Source organism: Streptomyces sp. NPDC045021, assembly GCF_056432645.1.
The window spans coordinates 1,478,889-1,501,403 of sequence record NZ_JBWKIQ010000001.1 but is presented as its reverse complement, the minus strand read 5'-3'; the positions used below and the strand labels follow the sequence as shown (position 1 = coordinate 1,501,403).

Here is a 22,515-nt window from a genome sequence, read left to right as displayed (position 1 = left end):
CGGCGGAGGCGGGTGAACGCGGATGGCGGTACTGATAGCCCTCGGCGCGTTCGTCATGACCCTGATCGGCGGGGTGGTCGCCCAGCACATCGGGGACCGCCGTCACCTGGTGCTGGGACTCGCCGCCGGGCTGATGCTCGGCGTGGTGGGCTTCGACCTGCTGCCCGAAGCGCTCGACCTGCAGTCCGGCGACGTCTTCGGCGTCCCCGTCGCGCTGCTGATGTTCGTCGCGGGGTTCCTCACGCTGCACATCGTCGAGCGATCGGTGGCGATCCACCGCGCGCACGAGGGCGAGTACGCCGCGCACACCCATGCCCACGGCCGCGCGCCCGCCGGCCCGGGCGAACCCGTCAAGGGCATCGGGCTCACGGCCGCCTCGGCGCTCGTCGGGCACAGCGTCATGGACGGCTTCGCGATCGGCGCCGCGTTCCAGGCCGGCGGCACCGTCGGCCTGGTGGTCGCCATCGCCGTGGTCGCGCACGACTTCGCCGACGGCTTCAACACCTACACGATCACCCGGATGTACGGGAACGGCCAGGGCCGCGCGCTGGTGCTGCTCGGCTGCGACGCGATCGCCCCGGTGATCGGCGCCGCGATCACCCTGGCCTTCACCATCCCGTCGGGCGCGCTCGGCGTCTACCTCGGGTTCTTCGCCGGATTCCTGCTCTACCTGGCGACCTCCGACATCCTCCCCGAGGCGCACAGCCCGCACCCGTCCCGCTCGACGCTGCTGTGCACGGTCGCCGGATGCGCCGTCATGTGGCTGGTGATCGGTCTGGCCGACTGACCGGGACGGTCTGCGCCGCCCGGGTCACATCGGCGACGAGCTCGACGACGTCGGGTCCGTAGGCCTGTGAGTTGACCACCTTGAGCAGCAGGCAGAACGTGCCGTCGATGCCGTGCTTGCGCGCCAGCCGGACATGGTGCCGGGCCAGATACCGTACGGCCGCCTGGTTGGCGACACCGCGCTGGCCGGAGGAGAGGAAGACCGGACGGTCGTTGCCGGCGTCCCGCACGGCGGCCAGCCGGGCCAGCAGCACGTACTCGACGGCGCCCTTGTCCATCCGGTAGGTCTCGCCGTCGATGGTGAAGGCCCCCTGGTCGGGGCCGGAGGAAGCATCGGTGTTGATCTCGATGCCCGGCAGCATCGACCGCAGGTGCGCCCCCAGCCGGTGGTTGGCGACGGGGCCGCCCACGCAGAACTCGGTGCGGGCCCCGAAGCCCTGCCAGGCCGTGTCGTGCGGCAGGATCTCGGCGTGCGCCCCGCACTCCTTGATCAGCGCGGCCAGTTCCAGCAGCGCGAACGCGTCGTGGCGGGCGACGCTCCACACCCGGGAACCGGGGTCGCGCGGCACCACCAGGAGGCATTCGGAGCCGTTGGGGAGCCCGAAGAAACGCTGCTTGCGGTGCAGTTTCCGGCGCCACACGTAAGTGCGGACAAACCAGCCCAGCGCCGCGCTGATGGCGCTGGCCGCCAGGCCCAGCACGAGGTTGCGGACGTCATCGCTCATGGCCGGGCATCGTAGCGGTGTTCGAGCGAACGCGCTCCTGACGGGACCACCGCGCCCAAGTTAGGCTGCGCGGACCGCTTTTGACTGGAGGAAACCGTATGCGTCTCCCCGCCGTCCGGAGTTTGTCACTGCTGGCCGTCACCGCCGCCGTCGTCACGGTGGGAGCCGCGGCCCCGCCGGCACAGTCGGCGCCGCAGGATGCGCGGTCGCGACCGGCGAAGGTGCCGGTCGCGGTCGGATACGGAGGCGCGGTCGCCAGCGTGGACGCGGACGCTTCGGCGGCCGGTATCGAGGTGCTCCGCCAGGGCGGCAACGCCGTGGACGCGGCGGTGGCCACCGCGGCCGCGCTCGGCGTCACCGAGCCGTACTCGGCGGGCGTCGGCGGCGGCGGGTACTTCGTGTACTACAACGCCCGGCTGCACAAGGTGTTCACCATCGACGGCCGGGAGACCGCGCCGCGCAGCGCCACCGAGACGCTCTTCCAGGAGAACGGCAAACCGCTCCCGTTCGCCGACGCGGTCACCAGCGGCCTGAGCGTCGGCACCCCCGGCACCCCCGCCACCTGGGCCACCGCCCTCGACACCTGGGGCAGCCGCCCGCTGGCCCAGGTACTCAGGCCCGCCGAACGGATCGCGCGCGACGGCTTCACCGTCGACGAGACCTTCCGCTCGCAGACCGCGGCGAACCTGGGCCGCTTCAAGGACTTCCCGGCCACCGCGAAGATCTTCCTGCCGGGCGGCGCGCCACCCGTGGTCGGCTCCACCCTCACCAACCCGGACCTGGCCCGCACCTACCAGGAGCTGGGCAGGAAGGGCGTCGGCGCGCTCTACCAGGGGGACATCGGCGCCGACATCGTCAGCACGGTCCGCAAGCCCCCGGTCGACCCCAACGCCACCCGCGTGGTGCGCCCCGGCGATCTGACCGCCGCGGACCTGCGCGGCTACGCCGCCAAGCGGCAGGCCCCGACCGAGGTCTCCTACCGCGGCTACGACGTCTACTCGATCGCACCGTCCTCGTCGGGCGGCACGACGGTCGGTGAGGCGCTCAACATCATGGAGCGGGCGAACCTCTCCACCGGCAAGGCCACCGACGCCCAGTACCTGCACCGCTACATCGAGGCGAGCCGGATCGCCTTCGCCGACCGCGGGCGCTGGCTCGGCGACCCGGCGTTCGAGGACGTCCCCACGAGCGGCCTGCTCTCCCAGCGCTTCGCGGACTCGCGCGGCTGCCTGATCAAGGACGACGCGGTGCTCACCAGCCCGCTCGCACCGGGCGACCCGCGCCACCCCGCCGCCTGCGGCGGCACCGGCACGGCCGCGCCGACGACGTACGAGGGCGAGAACACCACGCACCTGACCGTCGCCGACAAGTGGGGCAACGTCGTCGCGTACACCCTCACCATCGAGCAGACCGGCGGCAGCGGCATCGTCGTCCCCGGCCGCGGCTTCCTGCTCAACAACGAGCTGACGGACTTCTCGTTCGCGCCCGCCAACCCGGCCGTCCATGACCCGAACCTCCCCGGCCCCGGCAAGCGCCCGCGCTCCTCGATCTCCCCGACGATCGTGCTGAAGGACGGCCGTCCCGCGTTCGCCCTCGGCTCGCCCGGCGGCTCCACCATCATCACCACCGTGCTGCAGGTCCTCACCGAGCACGTCGACCGCGGGCTGCCGCTCGTCGACGCGATCGCCGCGCCGCGCGCCAGCCAGCGCAACGCGGCGGCCACCGAACTCGAACCGGCCCTGTTCACCAGCGCGACCAGGACGCAGCTCGAAGCGCTCGGCCATGTCTTCACGCTCAACCCGGAGATCGGCGCGGCCACCGGCATCCAGCGGCTGCCCGACGGCCGCTGGCTCGCCGCGGCCGAGACGACCCGGCGCGGCGGCGGTTCGGCGATGGTGGTCAGCCCGAGCCGCGCCGGCTGAGCCCGCTCCCCGGCCCCTCCCGGGAGACTCGGAGCCCGACCGACCCCGGGGCTCAGGGCCTGACCGGTCCTAGGAGGGGATCCGGGTGACCTCGGTGACGTTCAGCGCGACGGGCAGCGCGCCGGAGCTGATCTGGGCGGCCAGGTCCTCTGCGGAGGTCCGGGTGAAGGTGCCGCTGATCTGGACCTTTCCGCCGGTGATCGACTGGGCGACGGAAGGCGCGGAGATCACCTGGCGGTCGAGCATGATCCCGATCTGGTTGGCGGGCGTGCTCTGCTGGGACAGCCTGCCGGTGAGCTCCGCGAACTTCGCACTGCCCGCCGAGGTGAGGACCAGGTTCACCATCCAGCCATTGCCGTTCTGCGCGTCCATCGACGCCTTGGCGCTGGTCACGTCCTGGCCGGTGAGAGCGGCGGGGCCGAGTGCGTACTTCACCTCGCCCTTCTTGTCGCAGGCGACCGTCGGCCGCGCGGGGGTGGCCACCGGCGCGCTGTTCGGTGTCTTGCAGTCGAGGGCGGCGAACTGCCGCTGCAGGTCGGGCGGCACGGAAGCGGCGGAGTCCAGGACCGGCCGGAATCCCAGCTCGGCCGTGACGGCCAGCTGCCGCAGCCGGTCGCCGCTGTCGCCGGGGGCCTCGGCGGTGATCGTGCCGCCGCGTACCTCGATCCGCGCGTCCTTCAGCCCGAGCGCGTCGGCACGGGCGCGCAGCAGAGCCACGGTGTGCCGCAACGCCTCGTCGCCCGGCGCTGACTGCGGAGTGTAGGTGGCGGATGTGCGGCCCGAGGCGGGAGTGGTCGACGCCGAGGGCGCGTCCGTGCGGGCCGAGGTGGGAAGGAGCGGAGATCTCACCTTGTCGTCCGCAGAATCCGAGGAGCCGGAACACGCGGTCAGAGACGTGGTCATGGCGATGACGGCAACCACGGCAGTCAGGGCGGGCACGACGGGAATGGTGCGGAGAAGACGCATAACGGTAAGTCTCGCCGACCGGTGGCGGGTCGCGCAGACGAATGCCGCCGCGCACATTCCGTCCCGGCGAGGCGGCCGCGACCGGTGCGCCGGGTACGGCAGTTGAGAGAGCTGCGGCGCGCGGACGAAAACTCCCCGTAGCCGCCCCGTAACACGAATGGTGTCGAATGCCGGAACAGGACTGCATGCCTCCGGGGCGGGGGCGGAGAGGCAGCAGCGATGACACAGCGCGGCGCTGGACCTGAACTGGCCGATTCCACCCGGGAGTTCACCGAGTACTTCGGTGAACTGGTGGCCGGACTGGGGGACGCCCCCGGCTGGTACGGCGCCCTGGCGCGACGCGATCCGGTCGGCGTGAACGCGTACGAGGCGGGCGTGGAGCTCGCGCCCTGGGACGTGGTGCACGCCGTCCTCCACGACCTGGCCGCCCTGCGGGGCGTACCGGTCGACCCGGCCGACGTCGGCCGCGCCCGGCGGCTGTACCGGGCCGCCGCGGCGGCCCGGGACGCGGCCCCCGGCAGCGGGACGGCGCTGCGCTCCCGCCTGGACGCGATGCTCCGCGAACGCCACGACGCCGTACTGCGCGAACGCGAGGCGGCGCACACGGTGAACGAGTACGCCGCGACGGGGGGCGACCCGCACTCCGTGACGGCGGGGCGGCTCGCCAACGCCCTCGCCTGGGCCCGCGACGACCGTGAACGCGCGGGCGCGCGCTGCACGGAGCTGCAGTCCCGGCTCGACGCGGTCGAGGCGCGCCTCGCGGAGGAGCTCTTCACGGACCGGTCCACCGCGGACCGTTCCCCTGCCCCGGACGACTGGTTCCGGCCGAAGGCGCAGGACCCGGCGGACCCGGCGGATCGGTGGCCCGGCGCGCCCACGACCGCACCGGCCGAACACGTACAGGTACAGGTACACGAACACGAAGGCGAACGCGTCGAGGCTGCCGGGTCCGCAGCGCCCGCCGGGCGCGGCAAGCGCCGCCCCAAGGCGTCCGGGCGCGGGACCGGTTCGCGCCCGCGCGGCGCGCGGTTCGCGACGACGTTCGACGAGGCGGACGACGGGACGGCCGAGGAGCCCCGGCAGGAGGGCCCCGCCGCGACCGGCGCCCCCGGACCCGCGGCCGGGCCCGCACCGCGCGGCGCGCGCTTCGCCGGCGTCGCCGAGCAGCCGCCGCAGCAGACCGCCGCCGCCGTACCGCCCGACGCCGGGCCGCGGCAGGAGGAGGCCCGCAGCGAGGCGGCCCGGCTGGGTGGCCTGCGCCGCGCCGGGCGCGGCGGGGAGGCGTACGTGGTGCTGTGCGAGGCGGCGGCCGGGCCGGCCGCCGCACTGCCCGTGCTGGCGCGCGAACTGGAACGCGCCGGCCTCGCGGCGGACGTCGCGACGCTGCTGTGGGAGGTCGCGGCTCTCCCACCGGACCGGCTGGCCGCCGCGGCGGCCGCCCTGGCGGTGGCCGGTCGTACGGACGACTGCCGGACCCTGCTGCATCAGGCCGCGGCACGGCCCGCCGTCGAGGTCGCCGTCCTGGCGGCCGCGCTGTACGAGGAGAACCGCGGCGCGGAGGCCGAAACGCTCCTGTCGGCCGTGGTCAGGACCCGGCTGCCCGAGGAGGCCGCGGCGGTCGTCCGCGAACACCCGGGCCTGGCCGCGCCGCTCCTCGAAGTCGCCGCGCAGATCTCCAAGCCCCGCCGCCGCGACATCGCGGCGGCCCTGCGCCGCGCGGGCCTGCCGGACCGCTGAAATGCGCCAGGGCCCGCCGAACCGGTCGGCACGTCAGGACCCGCCGGACCGCTGAGCGCGCGGACATCACCCGCGGGAGAGCACGCCGGGGTGCCGGAGCGGCGGCCCGTTACCCCGGCCGGGGCAGGAAACCTGATCGTCCCGGTCAAGTAACGGTAGCGGTCTTGCCAGAGCGGGTAAGGCGCTTCTACGTTCTTCCACACGGCCGGTATCTACGTGCGTAGACCGGACGTGATGCCACGTCAGAGGAGCTGTTCATGAGCAACGTTGTGCGTGCCGCGCTGGTCCAGGCGACCTGGACAGGTGACACCGAGTCGATGATCGCCAAGCACGAGGAGTACGCCCGTGCCGCCGCCGCCCAGGGTGCCAAGGTCATCGGCTTCCAGGAGGTGTTCAACGCCCCCTACTTCTGCCAGGTCCAGGAAGCGGAGCACTACCGCTGGGCGGAACCGGTCCCCGACGGTCCGACCGTCCAGCGGATGCAGGCGCTCGCCCGCGAGACCGGCATGGTGATCGTCGTCCCCGTTTACGAGGTCGAGCAGTCCGGCTTCTACTACAACACCGCCGCCGTCATCGACGCCGACGGAACCTTCCTCGGCAAGTACCGCAAGCACCACATCCCGCAGGTCAAGGGGTTCTGGGAGAAGTTCTACTTCAAGCCAGGAAACCTCGGCTGGCCGGTCTTCGACACCGCGGTCGGCAGGGTCGGCGTCTACATCTGCTACGACCGGCACTTCCCCGAGGGCTGGCGCGCCCTGGGGCTGGCCGGCGCCCAGCTCGTCTACAACCCGTCCGCGACCTCGCGCGGCCTGTCCGGCTACCTCTGGCAGCTGGAACAGCCCGCCGCCGCCGTCGCCAACGAGTACTTCATCGCCGCGATCAACCGGGTGGGCCAGGAGGAGTACGGCGACAACGACTTCTACGGCACCAGCTACTTCGTCGACCCGCGCGGCAAGTTCGTCGGGGAGGTCGCGTCCGACACCAAGGAGGAGCTGATCGTCCGGGACCTGGACTTCGACCAGATCGACGAGGTGCGCCAGCAGTGGGCGTTCTACCGGGACCGCAGGCCGGACGCCTACGGCGACCTCACGGAGGCCTGATCGTTATGGCCACCGTGACCGAGAACCAGAACCTGCACTCCGCCCTGCACGCCCGCCACCGCGCCGTCATGCCCGACTGGGTGGCGACCTACTACAGCGAGCCCATCGAGATCACCCACGGCCAGGGCCGCCACGTCTGGGACGCCGAGGGCAACCGCTACCTCGACTTCTTCGGCGGCATCCTGACCACGATGACCGCGCACGCCCTCCCCGAGGTCACCGCCGCCATCACCGAGCAGGCCGGGAAGATCCTGCACTCCTCGACGCTCTATCTGAGCCGTCAGGCCGTCGACCTGGCCGAGCGCATCGCCCGGCTCTCCGGCATCCCGGACGCCCGGGTCTTCTTCACCACCTCCGGCACCGAGGCGAACGACACGGCCCTGCTGCTCGCCACCGCCTACCGGGGCTCCAACCAGGTCCTGGCGCTGCGCAACAGCTACCACGGCCGCTCCTTCGCCTCGGTCGGCATCACCGGTAACTCCGCCTGGTCGCCGACCAGCCTCTCGCCGCTGCAGACGCTGTACGTGCACGGCGGCGTCCGCTCCCGGGGCCCTTACGCGCACCTGGACGACGCCGCGTTCACCGCCGCGTGCGTCGCGGATCTGGAGGACATCCTCGGCCAGGCCAACGGCAGCGTCGCGGCGCTGATCGCGGAACCGATCCAGGGCGTCGGCGGCTTCACCTCAGGACCTGACGGTCTGCTGGCCGCGTTCAAGCGGGTCCTGGACCGGCACGGCATCCTCTGGATCACGGACGAGGTGCAGACCGGCTGGGGCCGGACGGGTGATCACTTCTGGGGCTGGCAGGCCCACGACCAGGCCGGTCCGCCGGACATCCTGACCTTCGCCAAGGGCGTCGGCAACGGCATGTCCATGGGTGGCGTCGTGGCCCGCGCCGACGTCATGAACTGCCTGACCGCGAACTCCATCTCGACCTTCGGCGGCAGCCCGATCACCACCGCGGGCGCACTGGCCAACCTCACGTACCTCGTCGACCACGACCTGCAGGGCAACGCGCGGCGGGTCGGCGGGCTGCTCAAGTCCCGGCTGGAGGCGATCAGCGCCGCACTGCCCATCGTCCGCGAGGTGCGCGGCCGGGGTCTGATGCTCGGCGTGGAACTGGTCGAACCCGGCACCGACACGCCGTCGGCACAAGCCGCGAGCCTGGTCCTGGAGGCGGCCCGCGAGTTCGGCCTGCTGATCGGCAAGGGCGGCCGGGCCGGCAACTCGCTGCGTATCGCACCCCCACTGACGCTCAGCGTCGCCGAGGCGGAGGAGGGCGCGAGCGCCCTCGAGGACGCCCTGCGGCAGACCCAGGACAAGCTCGCCGGAGGCAGGTCATGACCACTGCTCGCACCGTCGTCCGCGGCGGGCTCGTCATCACCGCCGCCGAGGAGATCCACGCCGATGTGCTGATCGAGGGCAGCCGGGTGGTGGCCCTCGCCGCCCATGAATCGGCCGTCGCGGAGAGCTGGACCACCGGCGACGCCCGGATCGTCGAGGCCGCCGGCAAGTACGTCATCCCGGGCGGCGTCGACGCGCACACCCACATGGAGCTGCCGTTCGGCGGCACCGCGGCGTCCGACACCTTCGAGACCGGTACCCGGGCCGCGGCCTGGGGCGGCACCACGACGATCGTGGACTTCGCCGTCCAGAGCGTCGGCCACTCGCTCCGCTCCGGCCTGGACGCCTGGCACGCGAAAGCCGACGCCCAGTGCGCCATCGACTACGCCTTCCACATGATCCTCTCCGACGTCAACGAGGACACGCTGAAGGAGATGGACGTCCTGGTGGAGGAGGGCGTGACCAGCTTCAAGCTGTTCATGGCCTATCCCGGCGTCTTCTACAGCGACGACGGCCAGATCCTGCGCGCCATGCAGCGTTCGGCCGGCAACGGCGGCCTGATCATGATGCACGCCGAGAACGGCATCGCCATCGACGTCCTCGTCCAGCAGGCCCTGGCGGCGGGACACACCGACCCCCGCTACCACGGCGAGGTCCGCAAGGCCCTGTTGGAGGCCGAGGCGACGCACCGCGCCATTCAGCTGGCGCGGGTGGCGGGCTCCCCGCTGTACGTCGTGCACGTCTCCGCCGAGGAGGCGCTCGCCGAGCTCGCGCAGGCCCGCGACAAGGGACTCAACGTCTTCGGCGAGACCTGTCCGCAGTACCTCTTCCTGTCCACGGACAACCTCGCCGAGCCGGACTTCGAGGGCGCCAAGTACGTCTGCTCCACACCGTTGCGCCCCAAGGAGCACCAGGAGGCGCTCTGGCGGGGGCTGCGCACCAACGACCTGCAGGTCGTCTCCACCGACCACTGCCCGTTCTGCTTCACCGGGCAGAAGGACCTGGGCCGCGGCGACTTCTCCAAGATCCCCAACGGTCTGCCGGGCGTGGAGAACCGGATGGACCTGCTGCACCAGGCGGTCCTGGACGGCCGCATCAGCCGGCGCCGCTGGATCGAGATCGCCTGCGCCACCCCGGCCAGGATGTTCGGCCTCTACCCGCGCAAGGGCACCATCGCGCCCGGCGCCGACGCCGACATCGTCATCTACGACCCGCACGCCGAGCAGGTCGTCTCCGCCGAGACCCACCACATGAACGTCGACTACTCGGCGTACGAGGGGAAGCGGCTCACCGGACGCGTCGAGAGCGTCCTGTCACGAGGCGAGCCCGTGATCACCGACCGGACGTACGTGGGGCGGGCCGGCCACGGCCAGTACACCCCGCGCAGCACTTGCCAGTACCTCATCTAGGAGCAGCGCCATGGACTTCGGCCTCGTCCTGCAGACGGATCCGCCCGCTTCCGGTGTCGTCGGCCTCATGCGCCGCGCGGAGCGCAACGGGTTCACCCACGGCTGGACCTTCGACTCCGCCGTGCTCTGGCAGGAGCCCTTCGTCATCTACAGCCGCATCCTCGAACACACCCGCAAACTGATCGTCGGCCCGATGGTCACCAACCCCGGCACCCGCACCTGGGAAGTGACCGCGTCCACCTTCGCCACCCTCAACTCCATGTACGGCAACCGCACGGTGTGCGGCATCGGACGCGGCGACTCGGCGATGCGGGTCGCCGGGCGCAAGCCCAACACCCTCGCGCGCGTCGGCGAGGCGATGGGCGTCATCCGCGATCTCGCCGAGGGCCGCGAGGCATCGGTCGACGGCAACGTCCTGCGGCTGCCGTGGGTGCAGGACGGGAAGCTGCCCGTCTGGATGGCCGCCTACGGTCCCAAGGCGCTCGCCCTGGCCGGCGAGAAGGCCGACGGGTTCATCCTGCAGCTCGCCGATCCGTTCCTCACCGAGTGGATGGTCCGCGCGGTGCGGGACGCGGCGTCGGCCGCCGGCCGCGACCCGTCCGCCATCACCATCTGCGTCGCCGCCCCCGCCTACATCACCGACGGCAGCGACGAGCAGCTCGCGCACGCCCGCGAGCAGTGCCGCTGGTTCGGCGGCATGGTCGGCAACCATGTCGCGGACCTCGTCAGCCGCTACGGCGAGCACTCCGGCCTGGTGCCCGACGAGCTGACCGCGTACATCAAGCAGCGCCAGGGGTACGACTACGCCCACCACGGCCGCTCGGGCAATCCCGACACCGCCTTCGTGCCCGACGAGATCGTCGACCGCTTCTGCCTGCTCGGCCCGGTCGAGGCGCACATCGCCAAGCTCGAACACCTCCGCGAGCTGGGCGTCGACCAGTTCGCCCTGTACGACATGCACGACGCCAAGGAGTCGACCATCGACGCCTACGGCGAGCACATCATCCCTGCTCTGAGATGACTCCGGGAGAGGTGTCGATGACCATATCCGCAAGCCTGGGAGACCGCGTCGAACTGCCGATCGACGCGGCCCTGCCCGATACCCGGTTCTCCAACGAGGACCTGCTGCCCGTCCCGGTCGCCCGCCGCACCTGGACGACGTACAACTTCTCCGCGCTGTGGATCGGGATGGCGCACAACATCCCGTCGTGGACGCTCGCCTCAGGACTTGTCGCACTCGGCATGGACTGGAAGCAGGCGGTCTTCACGATCGCCCTGGCGAACGTGATCGTGCTCTTCCCGATGCTGCTCACCGGGCACGCGGGGCCCCGGTACGGGATTCCCTTCCCGGTCCTGGCCAGGGCCTCGTTCGGGCTGCGCGGGGCGAACCTGCCGGCGCTGGTGCGGGCCGCGGTGGCCTGCGCCTGGTTCGGCATCCAGACCTGGATCGGCGGGCAGGGCATATTCGTCCTGCTCGGCGCGATCTTCGGCGGCGGCTGGGCGGAGGTCGGGAAGATCGGCGGCTACCCGTGGACCCTGTGGCTGTGCTTCGTGGTCTTCTGGGTCCTCGAACTGGCCATCATCTACCGGGGCATGGACACCCTGCGGCGCTTCGAGAACTGGGCCGCGCCGTTCGTCCTCGTCGGCGCCGTCGTGCTGCTGGTCTGGATCGCGGTGAAGGCCGGCGGCCTGGGGCCGCTGCTCGACCAGCCGTCGAAGCTCGGCTGGGGCAGCGACTTCTGGCCGGTCTTCTTCCCGTCGCTCATGGGCATGATCGGCTTCTGGTCCACCCTGTCGCTGAACATCCCCGACTTCACCCGCTTCGGCGCCGGACAGCGGGCCCAGATCTGGGGCCAGTCGCTGGGCCTGCCCACGACGATGACGTTCTTCGCGCTGCTGTCCGTGCTGGTCACCTCCGGCTCGCAGGCCGTCTACGGCGCGCCGATCTGGAGTCCGGTCGATCTGGCCGCCAAGACCGACAACGTCTTCGGCCTGGTCTTCGCGCTGGTCACCGTTCTCGTCGCGACCATCAGCGTGAACATCGCGGCCAATGTGGTGTCACCGGCCTACGACCTGTCCAACCTCGCGCCGAAGTACATCAACTTCCGCACCGGGGCGCTGATCACCGGCGTGGTGGGGGTCGTGATCTTCCCCTGGAAGCTCATCGAGACCCCCGAGTTCTACATCTTCACCTGGCTCGGGGTGGTCGGCGGCCTGCTCGGAACGGTCGCGGGCATCCTCATCGCCGACTACTGGATCATCCGCCGCACCGTCCTGGACCTGGTCGACCTCTACACTCCCGGCGGCCGCTACTGGTACACCGCCGGCTGGAACTGGCGAGCGGTCGCGGCGTTCGTGGCCGGCGGGTTGCTGGCGATCGGCGGCTCCCACTCCGAGCCCGGCAAGGGACCCTTCCCCGCCGACGGCATGATCCCGTTCCTCAAACCGCTCGCGGACTACGGCTGGGCCGTCGGCCTCGGCTCCGCGCTTGTCCTCTACACGGTGCTGATGCACCCCCTGCTCCGGCGAACCGCACAACAGGACGCGGCCCCCGTCTGATTTGATGGAGGCATGGTCAACGAGGTCAACGAGGAGCTGCTCGCCGCCGTCGAGCGCGTGGTGCGGACCGTGGTCGCGGAGGAGGTCACGCCGCGCTGGCGGCGGCTCGCGGCCGAGGACGTGATCGAGAAGAACGGCCCCTACGACCTGGTGACCACCGCCGACCGCCGGGCGGAGGAACGGCTCACCGAGGAGCTGACCGCGCTGCTGCCCGGCTCCGTGGTCGTCGGCGAGGAAGCGGTGAGCGCCGACCCAGGCGTCCTCAAGCGCCTGGACGGCAACGATCCGGTGTGGGTCGTCGATCCGGTGGACGGCACCGCGAACTTCGTACGCGGCGAGGACGGTTACGCGACGCTCGTCACCCTCGTGCAGGGTGGCGAGCCGCTCGCGTCCTGGACCTACGTCCCCGAGCGGGGGCTGATGGCGACCGCGCGGCGCGGCGCCGGCGCGTACCTCAACGGGCAGCGGATCCGCACGGCCGCCGCGCCGGACGGCATCCTGCGGGTCTCGACGTCGAACCCGGTGTTCCGCACCGAGCAGGAGCGGGTGCTGATCGGCAGGCTGGAGGTGGCCGGCGCGGCGACCCGCTCGTGCACCTGCGCCGGCATCGAGTACCTGGAGCTGGCCAGGGGCGAGGTGGACGGCGTCGCCTTCTTCTGGGAGCTGCCCTGGGACCACGCCGCCGGGCTGCTCCTGGTGGCCGAGGCCGGCGGTGCGAGCCTGACGGTGTCCGGTGAGCCGTTCCGTATCCCCGGAGGCAACGCGTTGCCGTTCTCCATCGCCCGCGACGCGGAGACCGCGCGGCGGATCATCGAGCTGATGGGCGTCTGATGAGCCGGACAGCGGTAGTGGACGTGGTGGTCGTCGGGGCCGGGCCGAACGGGCTGACGGCCGCGGCCGAACTGGCCCGTGCGGGCCTGTCCGTGCAGATCTACGAGGCCGCCGACACGGTGGGCGGCGGCGCCAGGACCCAGGAGCTGACGCTGCCGGGCTTCCGGCACGACCCGTGCTCGGCGGTGCACCCCATGGGCGCCGGCTCGCCCGCCTTCAAGGCGCTGCCGCTGCGCGCGCACGGCCTGGAGTGGCTGCATCCCGAGCTGCCGATGGCGCACCCCTTCCCGGACGGCACGGCCGCGCTGCTGTCGCGCTCGGTGGGGGAGACCGCCGCGTCCTTCGGCGCCCATGACGCGGTCCGCTACCGGCGGCTGGTGGAGCCGTACATCGGCCACTGGAACACCATGGCCGCCGACCTGCTGCGGCCCCAGTGGCGCGGGGTGCCCATCGACCCCTACCGGTTCGTCCGCTTCGGCCTGACCGGGCTGCCGCCGGTCGCCGTACTGGTCCGCCGCTTCCGCGACGCCAAGGCCCGCGCCCTGCTGGCCGGCCTGGCCGCGCACGCGATCACCCCGCTCAGCTCGCCGCTGACCGGCGCCACCGCCCTGATCTTCGCGCTGGCCGCGCACGCGGGCGGCTGGCCGATCCCGCGCGGCGGCTCGCAGGCGATCTCGGACGCCCTCGCCTCGTACCTCGCGGAGCAGGGCGGAGTCGTCCACACGGGTGTGACGGTCCGCAAGCTCGACGAGCTGCCGCCGGCCCGGGCCTACGTCTTCGACACCTCACCGACCGCCCTGGCCCGCATTGCCGGACTCGGCGACGCCTACCGGAACTTCAGTTACGGCCCGTCCGTCTTCAAGATCGACTACGCACTGGACGGTCCCGTGCCCTGGAGTGCGCCCGACGCCCGCCGCGCCGGCACGGTCCACCTCGGCCCGAGCTACACCGAGATCGGTGACGCGCTCAACCGGGCGGTCAGCGGCCGGCCGCCGCAGACCCCTTTCCTGATCACCGCGCAGCCGACGATCGTCGACCCCTCCCGCGCGCCCCAGGGCAAGCACGTCTTCTGGGCCTACGGCCACGTCCCGCACGGCTGGCACGGCAACGCCACCGACGCCGTCGAGCGGCAGATCGAGCGCTTCGCGCCCGGCTTCCGCGACCTGGTCCTGGCCCGCGCCGTCGCGGGACCGGCCGAACTCGCCGCCCACAACGTCAACTACGTCGGCGGCGACATCGCCTGCGGTGCCTTCGCCGGCCTCCAGACCGTGCTGCGCCCGAAGATCGCCTGGAACCCCTACGCGACCGCCCGCCCCAACGTCTTCCTGTGCTCCTCCGCAACCCCCCCGGGCCCCGGAGTCCACGGAATGAGCGGCCACCACGCCGCCCGCTCCGTCCTCAAGTCCCTGGCGAAGCGAGCGCGCTGAGCAGCGCGGGCAGGGCTGTGCCGATCGGTTCCCGTACCACTTCGGCGGCCAACTCGTCGTAGGGCGTGGGCTCCGCGTTCACGATCACCAGGCGTGCGCCGTGCTCGGCCGCGATGCCGGTCAGTGACGCGGCGGGCTGCACGCGCAGCGTCGTCCCGACGGCGAAGAAGACGTCGCAGGCCTTCGCGATGGACATCGCCTGCGCCAGTACCTCCGGGTCGAGCCGCTGCCCGAACATCACCGTCGCCGACTTCAGGATCCCGCCGCACACCAGGCACGGCGGGTCCTGCTCACCGGCCGCCACGCGCTCCAGCGCCTCGTCCATGCCGCTGCGCGCATGGCACTTCGTGCAGACGACGGCGCGGGCCGTGCCGTGCAGTTCCAGGACCTTGCGGGCGGGCAGCCCCGCCAACTGGTGCAATCCGTCGACGTTCTGGGTGATGACGCGGACCGGGACGCCGGACTTCTCCAGCTCCGCCACCGCGAGGTGCGCGGCGTTGGGGCGCGCGTGCCAGGTCTCGCTGTCGCGCCGCATGAGCCATGCGCGGCGCCGGATGTCCGGGTCGGCCATGTACGTGTCGTAGGTGACGAGCTTCTCCGCGCCGGGGTCGCGCCGCCACAGGCCGTTGGGGCCGCGGTAGTCCGGAATCCCCGAGTCCGTGGAGATGCCGGCCCCGCTCAGGATCGCCACGAGGGGCTTGCGGTTGCTCATCTCCGCAGCGTAGGCCGCAACGCGGGTGCGGACGACCGGGTTTCCGCCGGGGCGGGCCGACCGCGTTGTCACACCCGGCGGCTACGGTTTCGGGTATGACGGATCTTCGGGTATTGCATCGGCAGGCGTTGCGGACGGCGGAAGAGATCACCGGAAGGATCGGCGCGACCCGGCTGGACGTGGCCACGCCGTGCGGGGAGTGGACGTTGCGGCGGCTGCTGGAGCACATGGTGGGGCAGAACTACGGCTTCGCCGCGGCGGCGCGGGGGGAGACGAGGGACCGGACGGTGTTCGCCGACCGGTCGGTGGAGGACGACCCGGCCGGGGCGTTCGCGGCGTCGGCCGCCGATGTGGCGGCGGCCTTCAGCGAATCGGGGGTGCTGGACCGGAGTTGGTGGCTGCCGGAGATCCGCGACGGGCGGCCCTTCCCCGCGCCGGTGGCGATCGGGTTCCACTTCGTGGACACCGTCGTGCACGGCTGGGATGTGGCGCGGGCGCTCGGTGTCGACGCGAAGTTCGACCCGGAGGTGCTGGAGGCGGCGCTGCCGGTGGCCGCGGCGGTGCCCGCGGGGGAGAGCCGGTTGGTCGAGGGCGCGGCGTTCGGGCCCGCGGTGACCGACGGAGGCACCGGAGATCCGCTCGACCGGATCGTCGCGATACTGGGCCGCTCCCCGCAGTGGCCGCAGGGCGCCTGATTCCGCTCCGGCCCCGGGACTTGCTCCGTTCTAGGAGTTGAGCAGGTCGCGGGTGCCGGCGACGAGCGCGGCCGCCGCTTCGACGGCGGCCGCCGGTTCGTCGAGCCGGGTGAGGACGTCCTCGGCGCGGGTGCGGAAGTCCGGGGGCGTTCCGGGGAGCGCGGCGGCGGCGGCCAGGGCGCCCTTCTCGTTGAGGCACCAGGCCCGGTGATGCGCGTGGAGCGACTGGGTGAGGACGCCGACCGCCCGGGACAGGCAGAGCGCGACGTGCAGGGTGTCGCCCGCGCGGGCGGACTTGCGGGCGGCGCTTACCGAGAACTCCGCCTCCCACGCGGCGCCGACGAGCGCCTCGCGCAGCGGCTCGGGGTAGTGGCGGGTCTGCTCCCCCAGGGCTGTCAACTCCCCGTCCCGGTCGGCGAGTACGCGGCCCAGCGCCACCTCGCCGGGGTAGGCGGGGGACCAGAAGCCGAGCGGGTGGCCGGGCTGCGTGCCGACCTCGTAGCGGCCGGCGCGGCAGTCGTCCCAGACGCGCTCGACGCGGTCGAGGTCGCGCAGGATCCAGTCGACCGGCACCCCGTCGACCGTCAGCCAGGCACCGCCGTTCACCCAGGGACCCCAGCCGCCGGGTCCTGCGACCTCGACGGGTCCGCCGGTGAACTCCGCCGCGAGGGCGGCCAGTGCCGTGGTGTCCGGCTCGCCCCGGTAGTACAGGCCGAGGTCCCAGTCGGAGTCCGGGCGGTGGGTGCCGCGGGCCCGGCTGCCGCCGAGCATCACCCCGGCGATGCCCGGGACGCCGGCCAGCCGCTCGGCCATCGCGTGCACGGCGGAGCGGTCCCGGCCGGGGGAAGTGGCGGGGGAAGTGGTGGGGGAGGCGGCGGAATCGTTGGACACATTGCCAGCCTAGTCGTGCCGGCTCTACGCTTACCCATCAGTAAACTTACTCTGGAGTAAGGATGGTGCCCGGCATGGCCGACATCGACAATCTCGACCTCGACACCCTCGACTTCGGGTCGGTCGAGCCGAAGGAATTCGCCCGCATCGTCAAGGAACTGCCCGTCAGGCGGATCGCCGAGCTGATGAGCGGCCCGCAGCGGCAGCGCGTGCTCGACGAGGTGTTCAACCGGATGGAGACCCTCTTCAAGCCGGACGTCGCGGGGAAGCGCGACGCGCTCATCCGGTGGCGGATCACCAACGGCGACGACGCCCGTGACGTGTACGAGACGCATATCGCCGACGGCGCCTGCAAGGTCTCCCAGCAGGACAGCGGCCGCGATCCGCAACTCACCCTCACCATGGCCGCCCCGGAATTCCTCAAGCTCGTATCGGGCAACGCCTCTGGTCCGGCGCTGTTCTTCACCCGTAAGCTCAAGATCCAGGGCGACATCCGCCTCGCCGGCGGACTGACGTACTTCTTCGACATACCGAAGGCGTGAGGGCGTAGATGCGGATACCCCGGCAAGCGGCGCGAGTCGCGGTGCTCGACCCGACCGGAGCGATCTTCCTGCTCCGGTCGGACAACGAGGAGGTCGGTGTCCACTGGCTCATGCCCGGTGGCGGCCTCGACCCGGGGGAGACCCCCCTGCAGGGGGCGCTGCGGGAAGTGCTGGAGGAGACCGGCTGGTCGGATGTCGAGCCCGGCGCCGTGCTGTGCACCTGGGAGCACGACTTCACCCGGGCCGGCGTGCCGGTCCGGCAGTTCGAGCACATCTTCCTCGGCAGCGGCCCGCGCAGGCCGCCGACCGGAGATGTGAGCGGCGTCCACCAGGAGGACGGCATCCTGGAGTGGCGCTGGTGGACCCCTGAGGAGCTCGCGGGAACCACCGAGGCACTGTGGCCCCCGCAACTGCCGGAGCTGCTCACACGGCTGCGCGACGAGGGCCCGCCGGAGCGCCCCGTCGAGCTGGGGTTCATCGCCAACGCCGCCACCCGCGGCGCGTAGCGCAGGTGTTCACCACCCGGCCCACCCTCCAGGGCACCTTCGGCATGGTCTCCTCGACGCACTGGCTGGCGTCGCAGTCGGCGATGGCGGTACTGGAGGACGGGGGCAACGCCTTCGACGCCGCGGTGGCCGCCGGCTTCGTCCTGCACGTCGTCGAACCGCATCTGAACGGTCCCGCGGGCGAGGTGCCGATCCTGCTCGCTCCGGCCGGCGGGCCGGTGCGGGTGCTGTGCGGGCAGGGCCCCGCCCCCTCCGGGGCGTCCATCGGGCACTACCGGAGCCTCGGCCTGGACCTGGTGCCCGGCACCGGACCGCTGGCCGCCGCTGTACCCGGCGCGTTCGACGCCTGGATGGTCCTGCTGCGCGACCACGGCACGAAATCCCCGGCCGACGTCCTGAAGTACGCCATCGGCTACGCCGAACACGGACATCCGGCGGTCGCGGCGATCGGCGCGACCGTGGAAGCGGTGCGGAGCCTGTTGGAGACCGAGTGGACCAGCTCCGCGGAGCTCTATCTGCCGGCCGGTAGCGCTCCGCGCCCCGGCGCCCTGCTGCGGAACCCCGCCCTGGCCGCCACCTGGCGGCGCCTGCTGCGCGAGGCCGACGCGCAGGCGGCGGGCAGCGGCCGGGAGGAGCGCATCGAGGCCGCCCGGCGGATCTGGCGGGCGGGCTTCATCGGCGAGGCGCTGGCCGCCTCCGCGGCCCGCCCCGCGATGGACACCTCCGGCGAACGGCACGCCTCGACGCTCACCGGGGACGACCTGGTCGCGTACGAGGCGCGCTACGAACCCCCGCTGACGTACGACCGCTTCGGCTGGACGGTCTGCAAGCCGGGGCCATGGAGCCAGGGCCCGGTCTTCGCCCAGCAACTCGCCCTGCTGCCCGACGGCTTCGGCTACGCGGAGCCCGGCTACGTCCACACCCTCGTCGAGGGCACCAAGCTCGCGATGGCCGACCGGGAGGCCTGGTACGGCGACGCCGCGGACGTCCCGGTCGGCGCGCTGCTGTCACCCGGGTACAACGACGGGCGCCGGGCACTGATCGGCGCCGACGCGTCCTACGAGCTGCGCCCCGGCAGCCCGGACGGGCGCGTGCCCCGGCTGCCGCGGTTCGCCCTCGACGGCACGCCGCGAGCACCCGGCGCGGGCGAACCGACCATCACCTCGGGCGAACCCACCACCGGATCTACCACCGGACTTGCCGCCGAACCCACCGTCGCCGCCGACGGACGCACCCGTGGCGACACCTGCCATGTCGATGTGGTCGACCGCTGGGGCAACATGGTCGCCGCCACTCCCAGCGGCGGTTGGCTGCAGTCCAGCCCGCTGATCACGGAGCTCGGCTTCCCGCTCGGCACCCGGCTGCAGATGACCTGGCTGGAGGAGGGCCTGCCCAACTCCCTCATACCCGGCCGCCGCCCGCGCACGACACTGTCGCCGTCGATGGCGCTGCGCGACGGCGAACCCGTCCTGGCGTTCGGCACACCCGGCGGCGACCAGCAGGACCAGTGGTCGCTGCACTTCTTCCTGGCCGTCGCCCTGGGCGGGCTCGGCCTGCAGGAGGCGATCGACGCGCCCGGCTGGCACACCGACAGCTTCCCCGGCTCCTTCCACCCGCGCGCCATGCGGCCCGGCAGCGTTACCGTCGAATCGAGGCTCGGCGAGCGGGTGATCGGCGAACTGCGGCGCCGCGGCCATGACGTGACCGTCGGCGACCCCTGGTCGGAGGGCCGGCTCTGCGCGGTCGCCCGCGACCCCGCGACCGGTGTGCTCTCCGCGGGCGCCAACCCGCGCGGAATGCAGGGTTACGCGGTCGGCCGTTGACGGGCCGGGCCGGTGTGCTCCGCCGCGGCCGCCGGGCCGACCCGGTGGCCGTTCTCCAGCTCCGCGGGGCCGGTGCCGGCCATCAGCGCGGCGAATCCGGCGCGGATCCGGCGTTCCATCCCGGGGGAGGCGAACATCCCGACCTGGTCGAGCGGGACGAGGTTCCAGGCGTCCAGCTCCTCCTTCTGGAGCTGGATCGCGCCGATCTGCTCCCCGTCGAGCACACCGCCGTCGTACAGGTACATCGCCAGCGGCGGCCGGTCGGGGCTGGTCACCCAGTCGATCGCGATGAGCGCGCCGGGATCGATGTCCAGACCGATCTCCTCCGCGGTCTCGCGACGCGCGCCCTGCCGCGGCGATTCGCCCTGGCCTGATTCGATCGTGCCGCCGGGCAGAATCCACTTCTTCTCGCCGTCGCGGTAGTTGGGATCCACGAGCAGCACGCGGCCGGCCCGGTCACGGAACAGCACCGCCGTTCCGGCGAGGATCTTCGGCAGCCCGGCGATGTATGAGGCGTAGTCCTGGGTCACGCAGCCCAACCTACGCGGCTCACAGGTCGTCGAAAGGCGCGGCATACGCGAACGCGCCACGCAGCGCCGGATCGGCCGGATCGTAGGCGGCCAGGGTGCGGACCTGGAAGTACTGCCGCCATTCGGGCACCGCGGGGGTGATCCCGTACTCCTCGGCGAGGCGGAAGCCGAACCGTGCGTAGTAGCGGGGATCGCCGAGCAGGATCACCAGCGGCGCGCCCAGCGCGTTGCAGGCGCCGAGGGCCGAGTGCATCAGGGCCTTGCCGACTCCGGAGCGCTGGTGGCCGGGGGCCACCGACAGCGGCCCGATCGCCAGCACCGGCGTCCCGCCGACATGCCCGCGCGTGCCCAGCACATGCCCGATCACCCGGTCGTCCTCGTCGGTCGCGACGAGAGACAGCTCGGGGAGCCATGCGTCGGTCGCCCGCAACCGGTCGACCAGCGACGCTTCGACGGTGCCGCTGCCGGCGGCCTGGCCGGGCTTGGTGAACGCGGCGGCGGTGACGTCACGGATCGCGTCGATGTCGGTGGGTCGTTCACGTCGGATCAGCACCGGCGCACTGTGGCGCACCCCGGCAGAGCGTCGCAATCGAATATTCACCTCGGCACCGTGACGTCCGGTGTGCGGACGGTGAGTGAGGTTCCGGCGGCTCGCGCCCTGTCTCCGGTCATCAGTACGACCCGCTATGGGCGTGAAAGTTCCGGTTTATGGTGGTGGCGCGCTGGACCGACCATGGGCAGGCGGCCGATGGCGGGATATGGTCCGAGCGGCGCGATGTTCCGTATCGGATGGGGAGTAAACGTGTCCGACGCTGCAAGACACACAACGGGGCGCGTACTGATCGCCGCCGACAAGTTCAAGGGTTCGCTGACCGCGGTGCAAGTCGCCGAGCATGTCACGGCCGGCCTGCTGCACGTGGTGCCGGGGCTGACGGTCGAGTCGCTGCCGGTCGCCGACGGCGGTGACGGCACCGTCGACGCGGCGGTCGCGGCCGGCTTCGAGCGCCGCGAGCTCCAGGTGACCGGGCCGCTGGGCGAGCCCGTGACCGCCACGTACGCCGTACGTGACACCACCGCCGTGGTCGAGATGGCCGAGGCCTCCGGCCTGCGGCACCTGCCGGAGGGCGTCTTCGCACCCCTCACGGCCACCACCCACGGCACCGGCGAACTGCTGCGCGCCGCGCTGGACGACGGTGCGCGCACCATCGTGCTCGGCGTCGGCGGCAGCGCCACCAACGACGGCGGGGCCGGCATGCTCGTCGCGCTCGGTGCCCGCCTGCTCGACGCGGACGGAGCGCCGGTCGGACCCGGCGGCGGGGCGCTGGCCGCCCTCGCCACCGCCGACCTCTCCGGGCTCGACCCGCGGCTGGCCGACACCGAAGTGGTGCTCGCCAGCGATGTCGACAACCCGCTGCTCGGCCCGAAGGGCGCCGCGGCCGTCTACGGCCCGCAGAAGGGTGCCACCGAGCAGGACGTGGCCACTCTCGACGCCGCCCTCGGACGGTTCGTCGAGGTGCTCACCGAGGCCCGTGGATCCGCCGCGGCCAGTGCCGCGGAGGCGCCGGGAGCCGGCGCCGCGGGCGGTATCGGCTACGGAGCGCTCGTCGGACTCGACGCGGCCTTCCGCCCCGGCATCGACGTCATGCTCGACGTCCTCGGCTTCGCCGCGGCGCTGGACCGCGCCGACTTCGTGATCACCGGTGAGGGCTCGCTCGACGAGCAGACCCTGCACGGCAAGGCTCCCGTCGGCGTCGCCCAGGCCGCCAGGGCCCGCAACATCGATGTCGTCGCGGTCTGCGGGCGGCTCGCCCTGGCCCCCGGCGCTCTCGGCGGGGCCGGCATCCGCCGCGCCTACGCCCTGACCGACATCGAGCCGGACCCGGCCGTCTGCATGGCGCAGGCCGGCCCCCTGCTGGAGCGCGTCGCCCAGGCCCTGGCCCGGGACTTCCTGGCGCCGTAGCGCAACGCGGTGGCGGGGCGGGCCGGAGAGTATCCGACCCGCCCCGCCACC

The 22,515-nt window shown here is 72.4% G+C and carries 21 protein-coding genes; 15 read left to right on the top strand and 6 right to left on the bottom strand.

Annotation, left to right across the window (positions count from 1 at the left end; all coding sequences use genetic code 11):
* The first annotated feature begins 22 nt into the window (after positions 1-22).
* Positions 23-787 (top strand): ZIP family metal transporter, encoded by a 765-nt coding sequence (locus AC07DC_RS06670; protein WP_478912416.1) that lies wholly within the window; start codon positions 23-25, stop codon positions 785-787.
* Here AC07DC_RS06670 and AC07DC_RS06665 read toward each other — a convergent pair.
* Positions 756-1,511 (bottom strand): hypothetical protein, encoded by a 756-nt coding sequence (locus tag AC07DC_RS06665; protein WP_478912415.1) that lies wholly within the window; start codon positions 1,509-1,511, stop codon positions 756-758. The genes AC07DC_RS06670 and AC07DC_RS06665 overlap by 32 nt on opposite strands.
* A gap of 98 nt (positions 1,512-1,609) precedes the next feature.
* Here AC07DC_RS06665 and ggt point away from each other — a divergent pair, with 98 nt between their 5' ends.
* Positions 1,610-3,433 carry a gamma-glutamyltransferase gene (gene ggt, locus AC07DC_RS06660; protein ID WP_478912414.1) on the top strand — a complete coding sequence of 608 codons (1,824 nt, stop codon included), beginning with the start codon at positions 1,610-1,612 and terminating at the stop codon, positions 3,431-3,433.
* Positions 3,434-3,502: 69 nt separating this feature from the next.
* On the opposite strand, the gene AC07DC_RS06655 is transcribed toward ggt, so the two are convergent.
* A complete protein-coding gene (locus AC07DC_RS06655; protein ID WP_478912413.1) occupies positions 3,503-4,372 on the bottom strand; it encodes a preprotein translocase subunit SecD in 870 nt (289 codons plus the stop codon).
* 246 nt (positions 4,373-4,618) lie between these two features.
* Here AC07DC_RS06655 and AC07DC_RS06650 point away from each other — a divergent pair, with 246 nt between their 5' ends.
* The 8 genes from AC07DC_RS06650 (at position 4,619) to AC07DC_RS06615 (ending at position 14,805) form a co-directional block, all read left to right on the top strand.
* Positions 4,619-6,136 carry a hypothetical protein gene (locus AC07DC_RS06650; protein WP_478912411.1) on the top strand — a complete coding sequence of 506 codons (1,518 nt, stop codon included), beginning with the start codon at positions 4,619-4,621 and terminating at the stop codon, positions 6,134-6,136.
* 257 nt (positions 6,137-6,393) lie between these two features.
* Positions 6,394-7,236: a nitrilase-related carbon-nitrogen hydrolase gene (locus AC07DC_RS06645; RefSeq protein WP_478912409.1), complete on the top strand. Its 843-nt coding sequence runs from the start codon at positions 6,394-6,396 to the stop codon at positions 7,234-7,236.
* Between the two features lie 5 nt (positions 7,237-7,241).
* A complete protein-coding gene (locus AC07DC_RS06640; RefSeq protein ID WP_478912407.1) occupies positions 7,242-8,579 on the top strand; it encodes an aspartate aminotransferase family protein in 1,338 nt (445 codons plus the stop codon).
* Entirely contained in the window at positions 8,576-9,988 is a 1,413-nt protein-coding gene (hydA, locus tag AC07DC_RS06635) for a dihydropyrimidinase (protein WP_478912405.1), read from the top strand. The genes AC07DC_RS06640 and hydA overlap by 4 nt, the downstream gene beginning before the upstream one ends.
* Positions 9,989-9,998: 10 nt before the next feature.
* Complete coding sequence (locus tag AC07DC_RS06630) at positions 9,999-11,009, top strand: TIGR03842 family LLM class F420-dependent oxidoreductase (RefSeq protein WP_478912403.1); 1,011 nt, start codon at positions 9,999-10,001, stop codon at positions 11,007-11,009.
* A gap of 17 nt (positions 11,010-11,026) precedes the next feature.
* Entirely contained in the window at positions 11,027-12,547 is a 1,521-nt protein-coding gene (locus AC07DC_RS06625) for an NCS1 family nucleobase:cation symporter-1 (RefSeq protein WP_478912401.1), read from the top strand.
* Between the two features lie 12 nt (positions 12,548-12,559).
* Positions 12,560-13,378: an inositol monophosphatase family protein gene (locus tag AC07DC_RS06620; RefSeq protein WP_478912399.1), complete on the top strand. Its 819-nt coding sequence runs from the start codon at positions 12,560-12,562 to the stop codon at positions 13,376-13,378.
* Positions 13,378-14,805: a phytoene desaturase family protein gene (locus tag AC07DC_RS06615; protein ID WP_478912397.1), complete on the top strand. Its 1,428-nt coding sequence runs from the start codon at positions 13,378-13,380 to the stop codon at positions 14,803-14,805. The genes AC07DC_RS06620 and AC07DC_RS06615 overlap by 1 nt, the downstream gene beginning before the upstream one ends.
* Here the strand turns inward: AC07DC_RS06615 and AC07DC_RS06610 are convergent.
* Positions 14,777-15,517, bottom strand: a complete 741-nt coding sequence (locus AC07DC_RS06610; protein ID WP_478912395.1) for a Sir2 family NAD-dependent protein deacetylase — start codon at positions 15,515-15,517, stop codon at positions 14,777-14,779. The genes AC07DC_RS06615 and AC07DC_RS06610 overlap by 29 nt on opposite strands.
* A gap of 95 nt (positions 15,518-15,612) precedes the next feature.
* On the opposite strand from AC07DC_RS06610, the gene AC07DC_RS06605 reads away from it, so the two are divergent.
* Complete coding sequence (locus AC07DC_RS06605; protein WP_478912393.1) at positions 15,613-16,212, top strand: TIGR03086 family metal-binding protein; 600 nt, start codon at positions 15,613-15,615, stop codon at positions 16,210-16,212.
* Between the two features lie 30 nt (positions 16,213-16,242).
* Here AC07DC_RS06605 and AC07DC_RS06600 read toward each other — a convergent pair whose 3' ends face one another.
* The gene (locus tag AC07DC_RS06600) at positions 16,243-17,025 is read right to left on the bottom strand and encodes a DUF4037 domain-containing protein (RefSeq protein ID WP_478912648.1); all 783 of its coding nucleotides are present in this window, start codon (positions 17,023-17,025) and stop codon (positions 16,243-16,245) included.
* Positions 17,026-17,177: 152 nt separating this feature from the next.
* Here AC07DC_RS06600 and AC07DC_RS06595 point away from each other — a divergent pair, with 152 nt between their 5' ends.
* From AC07DC_RS06595 to AC07DC_RS06585, 3 genes are read left to right on the top strand one after another with little or no spacing between them, the layout of a single operon-like run.
* On the top strand, positions 17,178-17,645 hold the full coding sequence (locus tag AC07DC_RS06595) for an SCP2 sterol-binding domain-containing protein (protein WP_478912391.1): 468 nt from the start codon (positions 17,178-17,180) through the stop codon (positions 17,643-17,645).
* Between the two features lie 8 nt (positions 17,646-17,653).
* Positions 17,654-18,151: an NUDIX hydrolase gene (locus AC07DC_RS06590; RefSeq protein WP_478912389.1), complete on the top strand. Its 498-nt coding sequence runs from the start codon at positions 17,654-17,656 to the stop codon at positions 18,149-18,151.
* A 5-nt stretch (positions 18,152-18,156) separates the two neighbouring features.
* A complete protein-coding gene (locus AC07DC_RS06585) occupies positions 18,157-19,974 on the top strand; it encodes a gamma-glutamyltransferase family protein (RefSeq protein WP_478912387.1) in 1,818 nt (605 codons plus the stop codon).
* On the opposite strand, the gene AC07DC_RS06580 is transcribed toward AC07DC_RS06585, so the two are convergent.
* Positions 19,956-20,549, bottom strand: a complete 594-nt coding sequence (locus AC07DC_RS06580) for an NUDIX domain-containing protein (RefSeq protein ID WP_478912385.1) — start codon at positions 20,547-20,549, stop codon at positions 19,956-19,958. The genes AC07DC_RS06585 and AC07DC_RS06580 overlap by 19 nt on opposite strands.
* Positions 20,524-21,057, bottom strand: a complete 534-nt coding sequence (locus tag AC07DC_RS06575) for a GNAT family N-acetyltransferase (protein ID WP_478912383.1) — start codon at positions 21,055-21,057, stop codon at positions 20,524-20,526. The genes AC07DC_RS06580 and AC07DC_RS06575 overlap by 26 nt, the downstream gene beginning before the upstream one ends.
* A 222-nt stretch (positions 21,058-21,279) precedes the next feature.
* Between AC07DC_RS06575 and AC07DC_RS06570 the strand changes: the two genes are divergently transcribed.
* Positions 21,280-22,464: a glycerate kinase gene (locus AC07DC_RS06570; RefSeq protein ID WP_478912381.1), complete on the top strand. Its 1,185-nt coding sequence runs from the start codon at positions 21,280-21,282 to the stop codon at positions 22,462-22,464.
* Positions 22,465-22,515 lie beyond the last annotated feature (51 nt).